The following is a 16,971-nucleotide window of genomic DNA, read 5'->3' as shown; positions in this document are numbered from 1 at the left end:
GCTTTTACGAAAGCAGCTTTCGGCTTTCTTCTTCGGATATCAGGAAGACCTTCATTTCCGAGCTGCGCCCGCGAATGGGAATGGTGCGGCTTGGCAGCGCGTCGCGCTTGTGCCCGGACTGCACCATGACCGGTTCGGAGACAACGATGGAGGTGTCGAATTCCTTTGCGGCCGTCTCCAGGCGGCTCGCGACGTTGACCGTATCGCCAATGGCCGTCAGCGTTTTTGCCGCGCCGTAACCCATGATGCCGACAATCGACGGGCCTGCGTGAATGCCGATGGCGATGCGCAGGCGCACGGCGAACTGCTGTTCCAGTTCCTTATTCAGCTTCTCGACATTGCGCAGGATCAGACAGGCGGCCTTCAGCGCATCGGCAGACGCGGTTTCCTGGTTGCCGTCCAGGCCGAACAGCGCCATCGCGCCATCGCCGATAAATTTATCGATGCGACCACCTGCCTGTTCCACCGACTGCCCGACAATGGTGAAATAGCGGTTCAGCAGAAACACCATGTCATAGGGGAGGCGGGTTTCGGAGAGTGCCGTGAAGTTTCTCAGGTCGCAAAACAGAACCGCAATCTCTTCCTCGCGACCGGGTCGGATGGGCTCGTCGCTGGCCGGACTATCGTCCTGCTGCCGGGTGGAAAGAAGCAATGCCACCTTGACCCGACCGGTGGGGCGCAGTTGGCAGCCGAGCCTGACATCGGAATCCGCGTGAATACGCTGCAAGGTGGAGCGTTCCAGGTCACTCGGCTCCGGCAGAAGCGCGTCCGTCTCCAGTATCTTCACCCGACAGGTGGAACAGCGGCCCTTGCCGCCGCAAGCGGAGAAATGGGAAATGCCTTCAAGCCGGCTCGCTTCCAGAATGCTGAAGCCCGCCGGCGCCCTGATCGCATGGCCATCTTCATAGAGAACTTCGAAGCCATTCGATCTCTGTCGCCAGCCTCTGATCGCGCGGGCGGCGAAAGTCAGGATCACGGCGGCGCCAAAGGCGAGGCGAAAACCAAAGGTGATGTGTTGGATCGTCGCCTGGCGCTCGGGCGACCAGCGCCGCTGGGGCGGCGGCGGCGGATCCGAGGGCGAGCCCATCCCCGCTTCCGAATGGGGATGATCGGCCGGGATATCCAGTTCCATCTGCCGCCCGGCATCGCTGAAACCGAGCAACGCCATGATCGGCAGGAGAACTGCGAACATCAGCAGGTAGGGCGCCACTTGCCGGTACCAGCTTCGATAACGCAGCCAGAAATAGACCCCAAAACAGCCATGCGCCCAGATCAGCACAAGGGCGATGCTCTGGCGTAAGCCCAGATAGGGCGCGGTGATCCAGAATCTGCGAATGATGATGTCGTAGCCCTCATCGATACCGTAAAGCATGCGTGAGAAACGGATGCCCGCAGCATGGTCGATGATGAGGAAGGGAATAGCCAAGCCCAGCAAGATCTGCATCGCTTCGCGCCATGGCATCTGCAGCGATCGCAGAAGATAGATGGAGCGCAACACGAGAAGGATATGGACCAGCACGGATCCGTAAAGGATGGTGCTGCTGACCGGGTTCAGCCAGATGATGCTGAACCATATTCTTGCATATTCGGCGGTCTCGATGGAAATCAGCGTCAGCGCGTGATTGAAAAGGTGACAGGCGACGAAGGCCAGCATAACAAGACCGGAGAGCAATCGCGCCCGCCGCAAAGATGTGTCCGTCACAAGCTGCGCCAATCCTGACCTCAAATTTCTTTCACCAGAGTGCCGTGCGTCATTTCTGGACGCACAAAGGACGCTCTATCTTGTTTGAACCTGCGCATCGTGCTTTCCGAAAATCGGTTCCGAATTTTCGGGCCGATGCTGTAGAAAAGATATTCAAATAATCGTCGTGTGGGGCATCCGCTGCTGGTCGGCAAAGACACGAGGGTGGTCAACACCTGCGGCTACACCGGCTGTGGTCTCATTCTCGAGACGAATCCACGGCCTCACGAAAATAATGTTTTTTGGTCTTATTCGAGGCGGACGCCGGTCTGAAGCCTGGTCCAGGCAAAAGGGTGCAGCGGTTTTGCGATAGCGGCATGCGACAAAACAACAACCTAAAGCTCGATGGTCTGTCCGTCATAGGCTGCGAAGGCACCGGCAAATTCCTTTTTCGCATCCTCATCGATCTGGTCGAGTTCGTCATCCGTCCGGAAGGGCGCGTGGTGAATGAAACCCACCGATTTTGCGTTGGCATGCTTGGCAAGCTTGATCCCCTGCTGCCAGGAGGAATGGCCGTACCCTCTGTAAAGCTCCATTTCCGCATCGGTGAAGCTCGCGTCATAGAGAAACAAATCGACATCGTCGATGAGCTTCAGCACCGCCTTGTCCAGCTTGCCCGGCTCATGCTCGGTATCGGTGATGATGGCGAGGCTCTTGCCCTGCCAGTCGATCCGGTAGCCGATGGCGTTGCCCGGATGGGTCAGCATGCCAGTGCGGATCGACAGATCCGGATGCACCGACAGTGTGTCTTCGGCAGCAAAATCGCGGGTATCGATATGGGCGCAGCAAATATCGAGCGGTGCCGGGAACCAGGGCGGGCTCATGAACTCGCGCAGCATGTCGCGGGTGGTTTTCTGGCCTGCCAGATGGCCGGACCAGATGCGCACGTCGTTCTCGCGCTTGAAGAAGGGCTTGAAATAGGGAAAGCCGACAATGTGGTCGTAGTGGCAATGGGAGAAGAACATGTCCACGTTGCCCGCACCTTCGGCCCTCAGCGCCAGACCGGCGGGATGAAGACCCGAGCCTGCGTCAAAGAGCAGAATATGATCGCCGCATCGAACCTCGATGCAGATCGTGTTGCCGCCATATTTGTGGAATTTTTCTCCCGATACAGGAAGCGTCCCTCGCGCTCCCCAGATCTTGACCCGGAATTCCTGTCTATTGCACCGACGGTCACCGTCGGAATTCAACGCCATCATACACCCCAACCTGCCACGGCGACCCGTCTCAACGCTTCCTCCGTAGGGTCCCGTTCTCTCTTCGCCAACACATGGCGCGTGCTTAATTCATGCAGCATCTCAGTTTTACGACTGCAGCACCACTTTTATTTTTTCCTGAAAGCGCCGCAGGATGGAAGATTATATTATCAAACACTTGAATGCGCGCGCGCCTTGCTCAGTTCCGTCGTCGTCTGGGTCAAACGCTCAGCGAGAACGCGCATGACCTTGATGGTGATCTCGGGAAAGTCCGACATCAGCTTGAAGAACTGTTCCTTGCCGATGCGCAGTGCCTCCACCGGCGTCGAGGCTTTGACGGTTGCGGTTCGCACGCTGTCGCAGAGAATGGCGATTTCGCCGACGATGGCGTTGCCGCTCATTTCTGTCAGCTTGATCTGGCCCGACGGGGAGTCGATCAGGACATCGACCTTGCCGGTCAGAAGTACATAGGCACTATCGCCAAGATCGCCCTGCCGGAATAGCTCGTCTCCTGCAAGATAGGAAACGCGGTCCGAAGCAAAAGCAAGTAGCTTGAGTTTCGAAGGCTCCATCTCGCTAAAGAAGGGAACGCGCTTCAGCATCTGAATTTCATCTTTGAAAAGCATTGCCTTGTCCTGGTTCGTGTTCCTGTCGGGTGCCTGCGCCATGTCAGGCCGCGATCATTTCCTTGAATGTACCGTTTTCTTGCATAAGAGTCTCGTATGATCCGTCTGCGACAATTGTACCGTGGTTAACGACGATAACCCTATCGAACATCTTCGAAAGCGACGGGTTCGACAAGACCCATAGAATTGCTGGATTTGCGCCATCTCGCCTCAGGAAGGCGATGACTTTGTCAACGATTTCCTGCTGCATGCGATGGTCGAGACCCGGTAGCGGACGGTTGAGCACGTAGTAATCCGAGCGTCGCATCAAGGCGCGCGCGAGATTGAGCTTCTGGCGCTGCAGCGGGCCAAGCCGCTTGCCGCCGGCACCGAGGTTGAATTCCAGCCCCACGGCGAGAACGCGCTCATAGACACCCTGCTTGCGCATGGCGTCGGCGACGATCCGGGTGATGCGGCGCGAGGCGTCGGTGTAACGATGGCTCACCTTGCCGAACAGGATGTTGTCGAGCAGGCTTGTCGACGTGGCATATTGATCCGGATCGTAAGGCTCGATCACGTCCCGAAGATCCTCCGGCAGGTTCTCGTGGAACATGTGGCGCACTTCGACGATCCGGTTCATCACTTCGGGCGTCAACAGGCCGAAACGCTGTCTTGGTTCGACATAGAAGAAGCTGAGGCGGATCATCGCGCGGCGGTCGGCCTCGCTTGCATCGTCGTAATGCTTGCCCTGGAGGCGCTGCAAAATCTGCTGATAGTTTGGAATGTCGTCCGCCGTCATGAAGGTCAGCTGCTGGTAAAGCGGATGATCCGGCGGCAGATCGCTGAAGATTTCGACGATGTTTTCGGCAATCGTATAGCCCATGTCGAAGAGCGTATGGGAAAGGCCCGTTCCGCGCATCAAGGACAGGAAGTATTTGCTTTCGATGATCTTGTTGCTGCCCGTCTGGGCGTCGCGCATCGTGCCGAACAGGATGTTTTCCCCGACTGTCGCTTCGGTGTTGTAGCTGTCGGGCTCAAAGGGAACGATGAGACCGGAGAGGTTCTCGCGCTCCAATTCGCTGCGCAGCGCCCGGCGCAATTCGACAATGCGGGCTGCCAGATGCAGGTCGCTCATCGGGTCGATCGAGGAGCGGAGCGCAAATTCAAGAACGTCTTGCGAAAGCTGCACCGTATCCAAAACCGCAAGCATAGACTTGAGGAAGTATTCCGGATCCTCGCGGCCTGCGGGGCTGGACTGGTAATCGATCCAATCACCGTTCAGATCCATGTCCGGATTCTCAGCGAGCTTGGCCTCGCGAATTTCCCATTTGCGGTGCTCGAGCTCGCTTCCCTCATATTGCTTGGGTTTGAGCGGCGCATGCTTCAGCCCGTAGAGAAGGTTGTCCTTCAGGCTCGCATGGAAGAAGTAGGTATCGGCCGAGACATAGGAAATGCGCCGCCCGGTGACGGATTCGGGCAGTTCATGGAAATCGGTGTCGCCGATGGAAATCTTGCCCGATGTCGGCCACAGCGTGCGTCCCAAGGCATCCGCCAGCGCCTCGCCACCGGCGCTGCCGACGACCGCGATGGTCTCGCCGGGATTGATGGTGAGCGTTGCCTGATCGAGCAGCCGCGTGCCGCTATCGTCATCGAGCGAAAGCGCCGAAATGACGATCGGGCCGGTGATTGCGGCCGCTGCCGCCGGCGCCAGTTCCTGGATCTTCGGGTCGATCATGCTTGGAGAATCGAACTGTTCGAAGACCTGTTCGTACTTCACCTGCACGTCCTGACGCGCCTGATCCCAGTCGATCAGCTCCTTCAGCGGGCCGGGCAGTTCCTTATAGGCGTTGATGACGGCGACCAACTGACCGACGTCGAGACTGCCGCGCAAGGTCAGATAACCGCCGACCGCATAGAAGAAGAAGGGCGTCAGCTGCGCCAGGAAGTTGTTGATGAACTTGACCAGGAACTTCCATTGATAAAGGTCGTAGCGGATCTTGAAGATCTGGCCGAGGCGCTGGCCGGCATCGGCTCTTTCATAGTTCGAGGTATCATAGGCGTGGATGGTGCCGATGCCGTCGACCATTTCGCCGATGCGACCGGCAAGCTCGCGCGCGGTCAGCTGTCTTTGGCGTCCAAGTTCGATCAGGCGGCGGCGCATTTTCGGGATGATGCCGACCTGAATGGCGGCCATGAAGGCGGCGATCATGCCGAGCCAGAAATTCTGCACCAGAATGAAGAACAGCGCCGAAAGCGCCTGGCCACCAAGCAGCGCCGGTTGCACGAAGGCATCACCGGTGAAGCCGCCGAGCGGCTCCACCTCGTCCTTGATCATGCTGGAGATTTCCGCGCCCTTGACGCGCTTGAAATGCGTGGGCGGAAAGCGCAGCACCCGGTCGATCAGCTGGAAGCGGATACGGCGAAGCAGCCGCTCGCCAAGGCGGCCCTTATAGGTGTTGATGTAGTATTTGAAGAGACCGTTGATGATGACGAGCGCCAGGAAGGTGAGGCTGAGCCCCATCAGCGTCGCCATGCGGTTCAGCTCGATGCCCGGGAAAAGTGTGATCGTGCCGTAATAGGGTATATCCAGCGTCAGATGCATGAACAGCTGGGTGGCATTGGCACCTTCAAATCCATCGCCCTGGATCGGGCCGTTGACGATCTGCTTGGGCAGATCGAAGGCCAGAAAGTACGGGATCATCGACAAGGCAACGATCAGCAGAATGAAAAGCTGCTGCTTCTTGGTGTGCGTCCAGATGTAACGCGTCAGACTTTTTTCCATCGAGGACTTCTATGCCGTGCCGGATAAAGTGGAAGGTAATGGATGTTGATGCGCGCGTCAAAGCGGCTCCGGAGGGGGAAGGGGGCGCTGAAACGGGTATGGGATATGGTGGTTCACCTATTGGTGAAACAAGCCGCTTCCCTACAATATTGCGCAGGGAATCGAAACTTTTTTTTGAGAGCGCTTCCTTGTCCAATGGGGGAGGTTCTGTCGGGCATCTTTCCGCCAGGCTCAATGGCGATCGGCTCGACCGTACCTTCGGGGTATGCCCTTCGCCAATCGCCTTTGCCCTGACGAAAACCTGCTCCGCCAGAACCTACCCATTGAATAAGGAAGCGCTCTAAAACCGAAAATGCTGACGTGAGCCGAGCGACCGGATCTCGCCATGGGGCTCGGCAGGGACATTCTCCTCAGCGATCAGTGCGATGGTCTTGGCCTCGCCGGGGGCCAGATGGAACCAGTCATCGGCTGGGCGGAAGCCATCGGCGCGGATACTGACCGACTGGGCCAGCCGGTCCGTCGTCAGCGTCAGGAACCATTGCCCGTTTTCTTGCTCTGTCGTTGCCGTCAGGTTGGCGGCATGCAGTGCAGCTGCGCGGCCGCGTGGGAAATGGAAGGCTTCTGCAATCAGCTCTCCCGTCACGGCGTCCTTTAGTCTGGCGACGTTCACATCATGCGCCGGTGGACCGAAGCGATAGGCGTAAGTCGTGTCGAAGAAAGCGCCGAAACAATCGGTGGCGGCAAGGCTTGCCTTGGAGCGCGGTGCAAGATCGAGCTGCTTCTGGCCGCGGACGACGGGTTGCAGCCCATCGCGCAGACAGGCGATCTCGACGGTGAGGTTTCGGCTTTCGGCCGTCTCGTTGACGACGTGGATGGCAAGGCCGTTGGTGCCTTCATCGGTCAGGATCAATTGCACCGGGCGAAAGGCGCGCTTCAGCCCGTACCAGGCCGACTTCGGTTCGCCAGTCGAATCGATCACGCCCCAGCCAGCACCCGGCACGAGGTCCTGAAGGGTCAGTACCATGGCACCCTGGCAGGAGGAGCCGTTGCGCCGCCATTCGCCATAGGTCGCTTCCATCACCTCGGCAACCGCCGCTCGCGAGAGGTCGAGATAGCGCTCGCCATCCTCGCGCCGCGTCCGCGACGGGTCGAGGTCATAGAGGAGGTTCAGATAATGGTCGCGCACATCCTCGAAATCCCAGGAGGTACCGCGATCGCGCGGTACGCGGGATTTCCACACCGGATGATGAACGGCGGCAACGGGCAGGTGCCGATCAAGCGTCTTCTGTTGTGGCACATTGGCGAAGGCGAGGCACTCGCCCGCAAAGCGCACATCGGCGCGCCGCGCATCGTCCAGCGGTCGGCAATAGGCGCCCACACCGTAATAGTGACCGACCTTCTCATCGGTGAAGAAAGGCTGCGCGCCGCCAAAGGGCGAGTTCGGCACATAGGCGATATCGGAGCGACGGGCTTTGATGAAGCGAGGCAACATCTCCTCGGTGAGCGGTCCTTTCCAGAAGGATTCGCTGAGACCCAGCATCGCGCCTTGCTGGTACATTTCACTGCCGCCGCAGATCACGGCAAGAGAAGGCGAGAGAGCGGTATTGGCCAGGAGGTCTGCCGTTTCCTTTTCGATATGGGCGACAAAGCTTTCATCCTTTGCCGGATAATCGAAATTGGCGAGCATCATGTCCTGCCAGACCATCAGGCCGAGTTGATCGCAGAGGCTGAAGAAATCTCCGGTCTCATAGGCCATGGTGCCGCCAATGCGGATCATGTTCATGCCCGCCTCTGCGGCAAGCCGCAGCCACGGCTCGTAATCCTCTTTCGCGCCGGGAAGACGGACGATATCGGCGTTGGACCAGACGGCACCCCGGCAGAAGATCGGCACGCCGTTGATCGTCAGGCCAAAGCCTTTGCCATCTGCGCCATGGTCTATCTCGATGCGGCGGAAGCCGGTTTTGCCAAGCCTGTGCGTCTTGCCGTCGACGCGAAGATAAACCTCGTGCAGCGTGGGCGTGCCATGGGTGGCGGGCCACCAGGGCTCTATGGCCGGAAGGCGTAGTTCGCCGGAGAAGGTTCCGTCGGAGACCGGCGCAAGCTTTTGCCAGCGAGCGCCGCAGCCGATTTCGAGGGTAGACGACGCAGCCGCTTCGACAGTCACGCGAATGATGCCGGTGCCGTCTTCCGTCAACTCGTTAGTGAAGGCAGTGAGGTCGAAATCCGCGTTGCCATCGCGCACCAGCCGGATCGACCGCCATGGCCCTGCTGCGTGGATCTCCGGGCACCAGCCCGGCATATAACCGAGCGCCGTCGTGCGGACCAGCCGAAGGCCTTGCGTCGACATCATTTGCGGACGCCAGCGGGCGCGGGGACCGGTCTTTTCCAGATGCGGTTTGAGCGCACGAAAGCAGATCGCCAACTCGTCCGTGCCGGAAAGCGTGACGGCAACCTCCAGCGCTTCGAACATGCTTGTCGAGTGCGCGATAAGCTCGTCGTTCAGATAGAGATCGGCGATGGTGGCAAGCCCATCGAAATGCAGCGTCGCCGTCTGCGGTTTTTCGGTTTCAAGCCGCAGCCGATACCAGGCGTCGAGATGGTTGAGGGGCTTCGGATCGAAGCGGTCGAACCGGCCAGCCTTCTCCAGAGCTTCGGCCACCGTGCCGGGAACGGGTGCATCGAAGCGTTCCGCATCAGCCGGAATGCCGGATGGGCGCTCGCAGGCGCCGGCTTGCGTCAATGTCAGCGTCCAACCCTCCCTCAGCCACTGACCGGGGAGGGCGTCATTTCGAAGGCTCGCGCTCACGCGGCCTCGCTGGCGTCGTCGAGATGGGCGGAAAGCTTCGTCATCAGCGCGTCCCAGGCGTCAGCCGCGGGATCGAGCGCAGTCGCAAGCGGCTCGAATTTACGCCGCGCCACGGCGCGAGCCAGCTGGAACTGCACCGTCTTTGCCACTTCGGCGATCTTCAGCGCCTCTGCCGCTGCGTCATCGAAAGCCTGTGGTCCCGCGAGCCATTGCAGGTGGCTGGCCGCAAGCTCGAAATTGGCGCCGAGCTGGCGCAGCGTGTTGAAGGCGTATTTGTGAAAGAAGCCGAAGGGGCGGTTGGCAACCTTTTCGACCTGTGCCGGAAAAACCTGCGAGAAGGCCCGGATGGGATTGTCCGCCGGTCGTCTGGAAAAATGCTGCACCAGCAGGCGCTCTGCAACTGCGCAGCGGCGCTCTTCGGGGACCGGCTTTTCCGGGAATTTGGCGAACTCCGCATAGGGCAGGAAGGGCGGTTCGCCTTCTTTCAAGTGGTGCTGGAACACGCCCGCATAGTCCTCGCCTTCCAGCGCGAAGTAGCCGGCATTGTGGAAATAATCGAGCTTGAGATTGGCGCGGTCGATGCGGTTGATGGCAATCGTCGTCTTGCCATGATCGTTGCGGTAGCCGACCCCATGCGTGTCCGGCAGGTAGAAGCTGTCCACCTCGATCAGGGAAATCCGGGCACGATTCAGCTGCGTTTCGATATGGGTTTCGACATTGTCGAAGATCGCAAGCTCTGTCGAGCGGATGCCGTAGAGCGCCTCGAGATCCTCGAGCGGCATCTTGAAGAAGGTAAAGTGGTCGCCTTCAAAGTCCTGCGTCAGGGTAAATCCGAACATGGCTTCCGGCGGGAGGCCGCAGGCAGCCACAAGTTCGATCCACAAATCGACAAAGCAATTGGTTTCCGGCCACATCCTGTCGGATGCGTGGAGCAGGTGAGGGACATGGCTCTCAGGGCTCAAGGCCGGAAAAATTGCCGTCATGCGTACCTCTTAGGCCTCAGTTCCATAGCGTATCGCGAACCGACTGCGGCCATTGATCGACATCAAGACCATGCTTGGCAAGGAGTGCAAGCGCCAGACGTTCCAGGCCGAAGCCGACGCAGGCGGTGTGGGCCACGGAACCGTCCGCGAGATTGAGACCCCATTTCGCACCGAAAGCGTCCTGGTGGTAGTTGAAGCTCATGCAGGCGGTCAGGTTGGTGGACGAGGTAACGGGGATCAGCAGCTCGAACTTCAGGTTCTGGTCGCGCTGATTGTTGGCCAGCATCCGGCCCGCACGGCCGAAGAAGGGATCGTTGGCGATATCGAGTTTCACGTCGAGGCCGATGCCTTCCATCATTGCCACGCCGCGATCCATCCACAGCTGGCGGAAATCGGTGACATCGCTTTCCGTGCCCATGCGCACATATTCGCGCATGCGGAAGAGCTGCTGACGCGCCGGGTCCTTGGAAGGCTCGTGACGGAAGCAGTAGGACTGAATATCGTAAAGACCGCCGCCATCGGGCAAATTGCCGCGCTTGGCAATGGTCGGGTAGAGCGGATAGCAGGCGGCAGGGGTCAGCACGATATCGGTGATCTTCTGGTCTTTCGCCCAGTCATCGCCGCCCTCATCCATGCACTTCAGCAATTTGATGTGGTCAAGCTCGCAGCCACAGAAGGAATGGACGGTGCCGGCAAGCTGCGGGAAGCTCTTCATATAACCGCTCTTTTCGAAGTAAGCGCGGTTGATGCCGGGCGGAAAGCGGATCGCTTCGGCCTTGTCGCCGCCGCCCACCTTGCTGACAAGTCTTTCGAGACCGGTGATGACGTCCTCGAACTGGCCGCTACGGCCATAGAGACCGTCCACGCCGGTATCGATGAGCAAACCCTTGTCGAAGAGCCTGTCGAGGAAAGATGTTTGTGCGTCCATGGTCCTACCTCAAAAGGCTGGTATCCTGCTTTTGAACCAGCAGGAGATTGGCGGAATTGCTCAAAATTCTGTCGTTGGAGATCATCAGCCGGGCGGAATGTGCGTCACGCAGATGACGACCAAGGCTATAGGGCGTGCCGTTCTTGTAGCCCATGATGCCGCAGATCAGCATGGCATGGTCGATGATTTCGAGAATGGTCTCGGACGAGCAGATCTTGACGTTGTTCATGGCAACGGCAAAGCCCATCGACATCAGCTTGTCCGGGTCGGCTCTCGTTTCCTCATAGGCCTTGATGCCGGCAATCACGTTGGATTTGACGATCTGCAGTTTGTTCGACACTTCGGCAAGACGCAGCGCACCGGGCGGCGCAGAGCCTGGGGATTTGCGGGCGGCGGCGCGCACGAAGCTTTGCGCCCGTGCCACCGCATCCGACGCGATGCCATACCAGACGCCGCTCCACAGAAGATGCGATGTGGCGAGCATGGATTGGGCCGCGATCTCGGCAAAGGGCTTGGGAAAGATCTGTTCGGCCGGAGCCTCGCCCTTGAACAGGAAACCGTCGGAGCGGGTGCCGCGCATGCCGAGCGTATCCCAGACATGGGTGCGCTCAAGGCTGTATTGGTGCTTCAAAAACACCGTCATCACCTGATCGGAGGGAGCGGCATCCTTGTGGGAACGCGAGGTGATGAGAATGGCGTCGGCTTCGCTGCCATAGGAAATAACGGTCGCGTCTTTTTCCAGGCGGCAGGTGCCACCATCCACTTCGATGGCGCAGATGGAATTGCGAAGATTGCCGCCAATGCCGCCTTCGGTGGTGGCGGAGGCGAGCAGCAATTGTTCGGAGGCAAGGCGGCGCATGAAGGCGCTGTGCCATTGGCTGTCTTCGCCGTGTTCCACAAGGCTTGAAGCCTTGATGTGGTGCATGGCGTAGATCATGGCCGTGGCCGAACAGGACTGTCCCAGAATGGAACAGATATCGGCAAGCTCCAGCATGGTGGCACCTTCGCCGCCCATGTGAACCGGCACCTGAATGCCGAGCAGCTTTTCCTGGCGAAGCGCGTCGACGGCCTCTCTCGGGAAGCGGCCTTCGGTATCCACCGCATCGGCATGTTTTGCGGCAATCGCCGCCACGCGCGCCGCCCGGGCGCTCAGTGCTTCACGGTGAGGCGCGACGGCGAGGTTCATCAGGCAGCCTCTTTCCCGTCGAGAATGGCTTTGACCGTGGTTTCGATGGCGGCAATGCTGGCAAAGGATTTGCGGTTCAGCATGCTGTCGGGAAACTCGATGTCGAAAGCTTCTTCCAGTCCGAGCATCAGCTGCACCGAGGCAAAGGAGGACAGTCCTACCGCATAAAGATCGGCGTCATCGGCAATCGTGTCGACGGAAACGGGAAGCTGGCCGAATTTTGCCAATACGTCACGGATAGTAGAATTCATCTCAAGTATCTCCCTTTAACTGGAGTCATTATCGCATAACTTCTGAGTTACATTTAAAAACATAACATTGTTATAAATGGTGGGGTTAATTTCCGGTGACATTGCTTGGTGCGCTATTCAGTTTCAGCGCAACCGACAGCCAGCTTGACAATCGGCCCCATGAGGTTTTTGATTGCGCCATTCACCAGGGGGGTCCCGGCAAGGGGCTGAGATACTGCTAGAGCGCGCAGTGACCCGTTGAACCTGATCCAGTTCATACTGGCGTAGGGACGGTGCAAACGCGGGCATTCTGGCAGAACCGGCTTCACGCCGGGGAACCGTCATCATTTCTATCCCGCGCTTTTCGTCTTCATGCTCGAACTGGGTCTCCACTGTTTTGCTTTGGAGCCTCACGATGAACATTGCCGCTAAAAACCTCACCCCCACCGTCACCACAGGTCCGTTGCCCGCTTCCACCAAGGTGCACAAGCCCGGCATTCTCCACCCGCATATCCGCGTGCCGATGCGCGAAATTGCGGTCCATCCCACCGCCGGTGAACCGCCGGTGACCGTCTATGATTCCTCCGGTCCCTATACGGATCCCTCGCATCTGGTAAACATCGATGCCGGTTTGCCGCGCCATCGCCAGGAATGGGTTCTGGCGCGTGGCGATGTCGAAGCCTATGAGGGCCGGCATGTGAAGCCGGAAGACAATGGCTTTGCCACCGGCGAGCGACTGACGCCGGAATTTCCGGTGCGCAACCAGCCGCTGCGGGCCAGGGATGGAAAGGCCGTCACCCAGCTGGCCTATGCGCGGGCGGGCATCATCACGCCGGAGATGGAGTATATCGCCATCCGCGAAAATCTCGGACGCGAGGCGGCGCAGGACAAGCTTGTGCGCGATGGCGAAAGCTTCGGCGCGCATATTCCAGATCATGTGACGCCGGAATTCGTTCGCCAGGAAGTGGCGGCCGGGCGCGCCATCATCCCCTCCAACATCAACCATCCGGAAGCCGAGCCGATGATCATCGGGCGGAATTTCCTGGTGAAGATCAACGCCAATATCGGCAATTCCGCCGTCACCTCCTCCATGGCGGAAGAGGTGGAGAAGATGGTCTGGGCCACGCGCTGGGGTGCGGATACGGTGATGGACCTTTCCACTGGGCGCAACATCCACAATATCCGCGAATGGATCATCCGCAATTCGCCGGTCCCGATCGGCACGGTGCCGCTCTATCAGGCGCTGGAGAAGGTCAACGGCATTGCCGAGGATCTGACCTGGGAGGTGTTCCGCGACACGCTGATCGAGCAGGCCGAGCAGGGCGTGGATTATTTCACCATCCATGCCGGGGTCAGGCTGCATTACATTCCGCTGACCGTCAATCGCGTTACCGGCATCGTCTCGCGCGGCGGGTCGATCATGGCCAAGTGGTGTCTGCATCACCACAAGGAAAGCTTCCTCTACGAGCATTTTGACGAGATCTGCGACATTTGTCGCGCATACGACGTGTCGTTCTCGCTGGGGGACGGCCTGCGTCCGGGCTCGATTGCCGACGCCAACGATGCCGCGCAATTTGCCGAGCTGGAGACGCTTGGCGAGTTGACGCAGATCGCCTGGGCGAAGGATTGCCAGGTGATGATCGAAGGCCCCGGCCATGTTCCGATGCACAAGATCAAGGAGAATATGGACAAGCAGTTGAAGACCTGCGGCGAGGCACCCTTCTACACGCTTGGACCGCTGACGACTGATATCGCACCGGGTTACGACCACATCACGTCGGGCATCGGTGCGGCGATGATCGGCTGGTTCGGCACGGCGATGCTCTGCTATGTCACGCCGAAGGAGCATCTGGGCCTGCCGGATCGAAACGACGTGAAGGTCGGTGTCATCACCTACAAGATCGCGGCGCATGCCGCCGATCTCGCCAAGGGGCATCCGGCGGCGCAGCTGCGCGACGACGCCCTATCTCGCGCACGCTTCGAATTCCGCTGGGAGGATCAGTTCAACCTGTCGCTCGATCCGGAAACGGCGCGCTCCTATCACGACGAGACGCTGCCGAAGGAAGCGCACAAGGTTGCGCATTTCTGCTCCATGTGCGGGCCGAAATTCTGCTCCATGCGCATTTCCCACGATATTCGCGCCGAAGCCCAGAAGGAGGGGCTGGAGGCAATGGCGGAGAAATTCCGCCAGGGTGGCGATCTCTATATGCCGCTGGAACAGCCGGTTCCCGGTGAATGAGATGCGCATTCTCATCAAAGGGGCAGGCGTTGCCGGTCTGACGGCTGCCCTTGAGCTGACGCGGCGCGGTCTTGCAGTGGCGGTGTTCGACACCGCCCCTCAGATCGGTCGCGGCGCATCCTGGTTTGCCGGCGGTATGCTGGCGCCCTGGTGCGAAAGGGAGAGCGCCGAACAGGCGGTGCTCGACCTCGGACAGTCGGCGCTCGACTGGTGGGAGGAGGCCACGCCCGGCCTCGTCACACGCCACGGTACGCTGGTAGTCGCACACGCACGGGACAAAGCGGAACTCTCGCGCTTTGCCTCCCGCACCAGCGGCTACCGCGTGGTGAATGAGGAGGAGATCGCGGGGCTGGAGCCGGACCTTGTCGGGCGCTTCCGCCATGGGCTGTTCTTCGAGGGCGAAGGCCATCTCGATCCGCGGCTGGCGATGGTGGCGCTGCATCGGCGTTTGCTGGAAAGCGGCGTGGTCTTCCATCTGGGTGGTGAGGCAATCGATGAAGGCGGCTTCGACCGCATCGTCGATTGTACCGGCCATACGCGGGTGGGCTCGCTCTCGGGACTTCGGGGCGTGCGCGGCGAAATGCTCTATCTCGCGACCGGCGAGGTTTCGCTGTCGCGCCCGGTGCGGCTCCTCCATCCGCGCATCCCGCTCTACATCGTCCCGCGTGAGCCGGGGCGCTTCATGGTGGGGGCGACGATGATCGAGACGGAGGAGGCGGGGCCGATTTCCGCCCGCTCGATGATGGAGCTCCTGAACGCCGCTTATGCGCTGCACCCGTCTTTCGGCGAAGCGCAAATCATCGAAAGCGGCACCGGCATCCGGCCCGCCTTCCCCGACAATCTTCCGCGCATTGTGAAAGAGGGCAAAACGCTCTTCATCAATGGTGCGTACCGGCACGGCTTTCTGCTCTCTCCTGCCATGGCGCGGCAGGCCGCCGATTTTCTTCAGCAAGAGGAGGTATCCCATGCGGATCCACGTCAACGGCGAAGTGCATGATCTTTCCGCCGCCACGCTGTCAGAACTTCTTTTCGCGCTCGATTTCGAGGGCGACTGGCTGGCAACGGCGGTGAATGGCGATCTCGTTCATGTGGAGGATCGCCCGCAATTCCATTTAAAGGATTCCGACCGGATCGAAATCCTTTCGCCCATGCAGGGAGGATGAACCATGTTTCGATTGTATGATCGCGATGTCAGCTCAAGGCTACTGCTCGGCACGGCCCGCTATCCGTCGCCTGCCGTTCTGGCGGATGCCATTCGCGCCAGCAGAACCGATATCCTCACCATTTCGCTTCGGCGTGAAACGGCAGGCGGCAAAAAGGGCGGGCAGTTCTTCGAGCTGATCCGCGAACTCGACCGCCTCATCCTGCCCAACACGGCGGGCTGCCACACCGCCAAGGAAGCGGTGCTGACGGCCAAGATGGCGCGGGAGGTTTTCAAGACCAACTGGATCAAGCTGGAGGTGATCGGCCATCACGACACACTCCAGCCGGATGTCTTCGCGCTGGTGGAAGCGGCCCGCATGCTCTCAGACGATGGGTTCGAGGTGTTTCCCTATACCACCGACGATCTAGTGGTGGCGGAAAGACTGATCGACGCGGGTTGCAAGGTGCTGATGCCCTGGTGCGCGCCGATCGGCAGCGCCATGGGGCCGCTGAACCTTACCGCGCTCAAATCCATGCGGGCGCATTTTCCCGATGTGCCGATGATCGTCGATGCAGGGCTGGGCCGCCCATCGCATGCGGCAACGGTGATGGAGCTTGGCTATGACGCGGTGCTGCTGAACACGGCGGTGGCCGGTGCAGGTAACCCGGTGATCATGGCGGGTGCCTTTGCGAAAGCCGTGACGGCGGGGCGCGAGGCCTTTCTCTCCGGCATGCTGGAGCCGCGTGATATGGCGGTGCCGTCGACGCCGGTGATTGGGACGGCTGTGTTTTCGTGAGGCTATTTTTAAGGTGAGTGCATCCTTCGTCCTCCCGAACTTGATCCACTGCTGTCGGGTTTAAAGTTCTGGTTTGGATCTGCCGCATACCCCCCTCTGCCCTGCCGGGCATCTCCCCCTCAAGGGGGGAGATCGGCAAGCGCAGCCCTTCGCATGTCCTATCTCACCGGAGTTTGGGGCGAGACGGTGCAACAGTTCGATCTCCCCCCTTGAGGGGGAGATGTCCGGCAGGACAGAGGGGGGTGCGGTCCGTCTCGGTGTGTTACCGAAAGAGCCGAAGTGTGGTGACGGAGAGGCCATTCCCCCAAAGGCAACTCGGAGTTCACGTCGTACCA

The 16,971-nt window shown here is 59.7% G+C and carries 13 protein-coding genes and 1 riboswitch; of the genes, 4 read left to right on the top strand and 9 right to left on the bottom strand.

Annotated elements, in window-relative coordinates; all coding sequences use genetic code 11:
- Positions 1-4 precede the first annotated feature (4 nt).
- The 9 genes from QE435_RS12595 to QE435_RS12555 all read right to left on the bottom strand — a co-directional run bounded on the left by QE435_RS12595 (position 5) and on the right by QE435_RS12555 (position 12,478).
- Complete coding sequence (locus tag QE435_RS12595; RefSeq protein ID WP_309771859.1) at positions 5-1,714, bottom strand: adenylate/guanylate cyclase domain-containing protein; 1,710 nt, start codon at positions 1,712-1,714, stop codon at positions 5-7.
- 362 nt (positions 1,715-2,076) lie between these two features.
- Positions 2,077-2,937 carry an MBL fold metallo-hydrolase gene (locus QE435_RS12590; protein WP_309771858.1) on the bottom strand — a complete coding sequence of 287 codons (861 nt, stop codon included), beginning with the start codon at positions 2,935-2,937 and terminating at the stop codon, positions 2,077-2,079.
- Positions 2,938-3,107: 170 nt separating this feature from the next.
- Entirely contained in the window at positions 3,108-3,563 is a 456-nt protein-coding gene (locus QE435_RS12585; RefSeq protein WP_112954666.1) for a cyclic nucleotide-binding domain-containing protein, read from the bottom strand.
- Positions 3,564-3,606: 43 nt separating this feature from the next.
- Positions 3,607-6,324, bottom strand: coding sequence for an ABC transporter ATP-binding protein (locus QE435_RS12580; RefSeq protein WP_309771857.1), 2,718 nt, complete (start codon positions 6,322-6,324; stop codon positions 3,607-3,609).
- Positions 6,325-6,664: 340 nt separating this feature from the next.
- Positions 6,665-9,130 carry a glycoside hydrolase family 2 protein gene (locus QE435_RS12575; protein WP_349041582.1) on the bottom strand — a complete coding sequence of 822 codons (2,466 nt, stop codon included), beginning with the start codon at positions 9,128-9,130 and terminating at the stop codon, positions 6,665-6,667.
- Positions 9,127-10,113, bottom strand: a complete 987-nt coding sequence (locus QE435_RS12570; RefSeq protein WP_349041581.1) for a DUF1839 family protein — start codon at positions 10,111-10,113, stop codon at positions 9,127-9,129. The genes QE435_RS12575 and QE435_RS12570 overlap by 4 nt, the downstream gene beginning before the upstream one ends.
- Before the next feature lie 16 nt (positions 10,114-10,129).
- Entirely contained in the window at positions 10,130-11,041 is a 912-nt protein-coding gene (locus QE435_RS12565; RefSeq protein WP_349041580.1) for an amino acid--[acyl-carrier-protein] ligase, read from the bottom strand.
- Between the two features lie 4 nt (positions 11,042-11,045).
- Positions 11,046-12,227 carry an acyl-CoA dehydrogenase family protein gene (locus QE435_RS12560; protein WP_349041579.1) on the bottom strand — a complete coding sequence of 394 codons (1,182 nt, stop codon included), beginning with the start codon at positions 12,225-12,227 and terminating at the stop codon, positions 11,046-11,048.
- On the bottom strand, positions 12,227-12,478 hold the full coding sequence (locus QE435_RS12555) for an acyl carrier protein (RefSeq protein ID WP_309771852.1): 252 nt from the start codon (positions 12,476-12,478) through the stop codon (positions 12,227-12,229). The genes QE435_RS12560 and QE435_RS12555 overlap by 1 nt, the downstream gene beginning before the upstream one ends.
- Positions 12,479-12,654: 176 nt before the next feature.
- A riboswitch (TPP riboswitch) is annotated at positions 12,655-12,766 on the top strand.
- A gap of 106 nt (positions 12,767-12,872) precedes the next feature.
- Here QE435_RS12555 and thiC point away from each other — a divergent pair.
- From thiC to QE435_RS12535, 4 genes are read left to right on the top strand one after another with little or no spacing between them, the layout of a single operon-like run.
- The gene (gene thiC, locus QE435_RS12550; protein ID WP_349041578.1) at positions 12,873-14,696 is read left to right on the top strand and encodes a phosphomethylpyrimidine synthase ThiC; all 1,824 of its coding nucleotides are present in this window, start codon (positions 12,873-12,875) and stop codon (positions 14,694-14,696) included.
- 1 nt (position 14,697) lies between these two features.
- Complete coding sequence (thiO, locus tag QE435_RS12545; protein ID WP_349041577.1) at positions 14,698-15,693, top strand: glycine oxidase ThiO; 996 nt, start codon at positions 14,698-14,700, stop codon at positions 15,691-15,693.
- Positions 15,662-15,859, top strand: coding sequence for a sulfur carrier protein ThiS (thiS, locus tag QE435_RS12540; RefSeq protein WP_349041576.1), 198 nt, complete (start codon positions 15,662-15,664; stop codon positions 15,857-15,859). Before thiO ends, thiS begins: the two co-directional genes overlap by 32 nt.
- Positions 15,860-15,862: 3 nt before the next feature.
- Positions 15,863-16,636, top strand: a complete 774-nt coding sequence (locus QE435_RS12535; protein ID WP_349041575.1) for a thiazole synthase — start codon at positions 15,863-15,865, stop codon at positions 16,634-16,636.
- Positions 16,637-16,971: the final 335 nt, after the last annotated feature.

This window comes from Agrobacterium sp. SORGH_AS 787 (assembly GCF_030819035.1).
Taxonomy (GTDB): domain Bacteria; phylum Pseudomonadota; class Alphaproteobacteria; order Rhizobiales; family Rhizobiaceae; genus Agrobacterium; species Agrobacterium larrymoorei_B.
The sequence above is the reverse complement of the archived record's forward strand: the minus strand, read 5'-3'. Positions and strand labels throughout refer to the sequence as shown.

Excerpts from the sequence above, each read along its gene's own strand:
- QE435_RS12590 (WP_309771858.1), bottom strand. The coding sequence starts at position 2,937 with ATGGCGTTGAATTCCGACGGTGACCGTCGGTGCAATAGACAGGAATTC.
- QE435_RS12555 (WP_309771852.1), bottom strand. The coding sequence starts at position 12,478 with ATGAATTCTACTATCCGTGACGTATTGGCAAAATTCGGCCAGCTTCCC.
- QE435_RS12585 (WP_112954666.1), bottom strand. The coding sequence starts at position 3,563 with ATGCTTTTCAAAGATGAAATTCAGATGCTGAAGCGCGTTCCCTTCTTT.
- QE435_RS12560 (WP_349041579.1), bottom strand. The coding sequence starts at position 12,227 with ATGAACCTCGCCGTCGCGCCTCACCGTGAAGCACTGAGCGCCCGGGCG.
- QE435_RS12535 (WP_349041575.1), top strand. The coding sequence starts at position 15,863 with ATGTTTCGATTGTATGATCGCGATGTCAGCTCAAGGCTACTGCTCGGC.
- QE435_RS12565 (WP_349041580.1), bottom strand. The coding sequence starts at position 11,041 with ATGGACGCACAAACATCTTTCCTCGACAGGCTCTTCGACAAGGGTTTG.
- QE435_RS12580 (WP_309771857.1), bottom strand. The coding sequence starts at position 6,324 with ATGGAAAAAAGTCTGACGCGTTACATCTGGACGCACACCAAGAAGCAG.
- thiC (WP_349041578.1), top strand. The coding sequence starts at position 12,873 with ATGAACATTGCCGCTAAAAACCTCACCCCCACCGTCACCACAGGTCCG.
- thiO (WP_349041577.1), top strand. The coding sequence starts at position 14,698 with ATGCGCATTCTCATCAAAGGGGCAGGCGTTGCCGGTCTGACGGCTGCC.
- thiS (WP_349041576.1), top strand. The coding sequence starts at position 15,662 with ATGCGGATCCACGTCAACGGCGAAGTGCATGATCTTTCCGCCGCCACG.
- QE435_RS12570 (WP_349041581.1), bottom strand. The coding sequence starts at position 10,113 with ATGACGGCAATTTTTCCGGCCTTGAGCCCTGAGAGCCATGTCCCTCAC.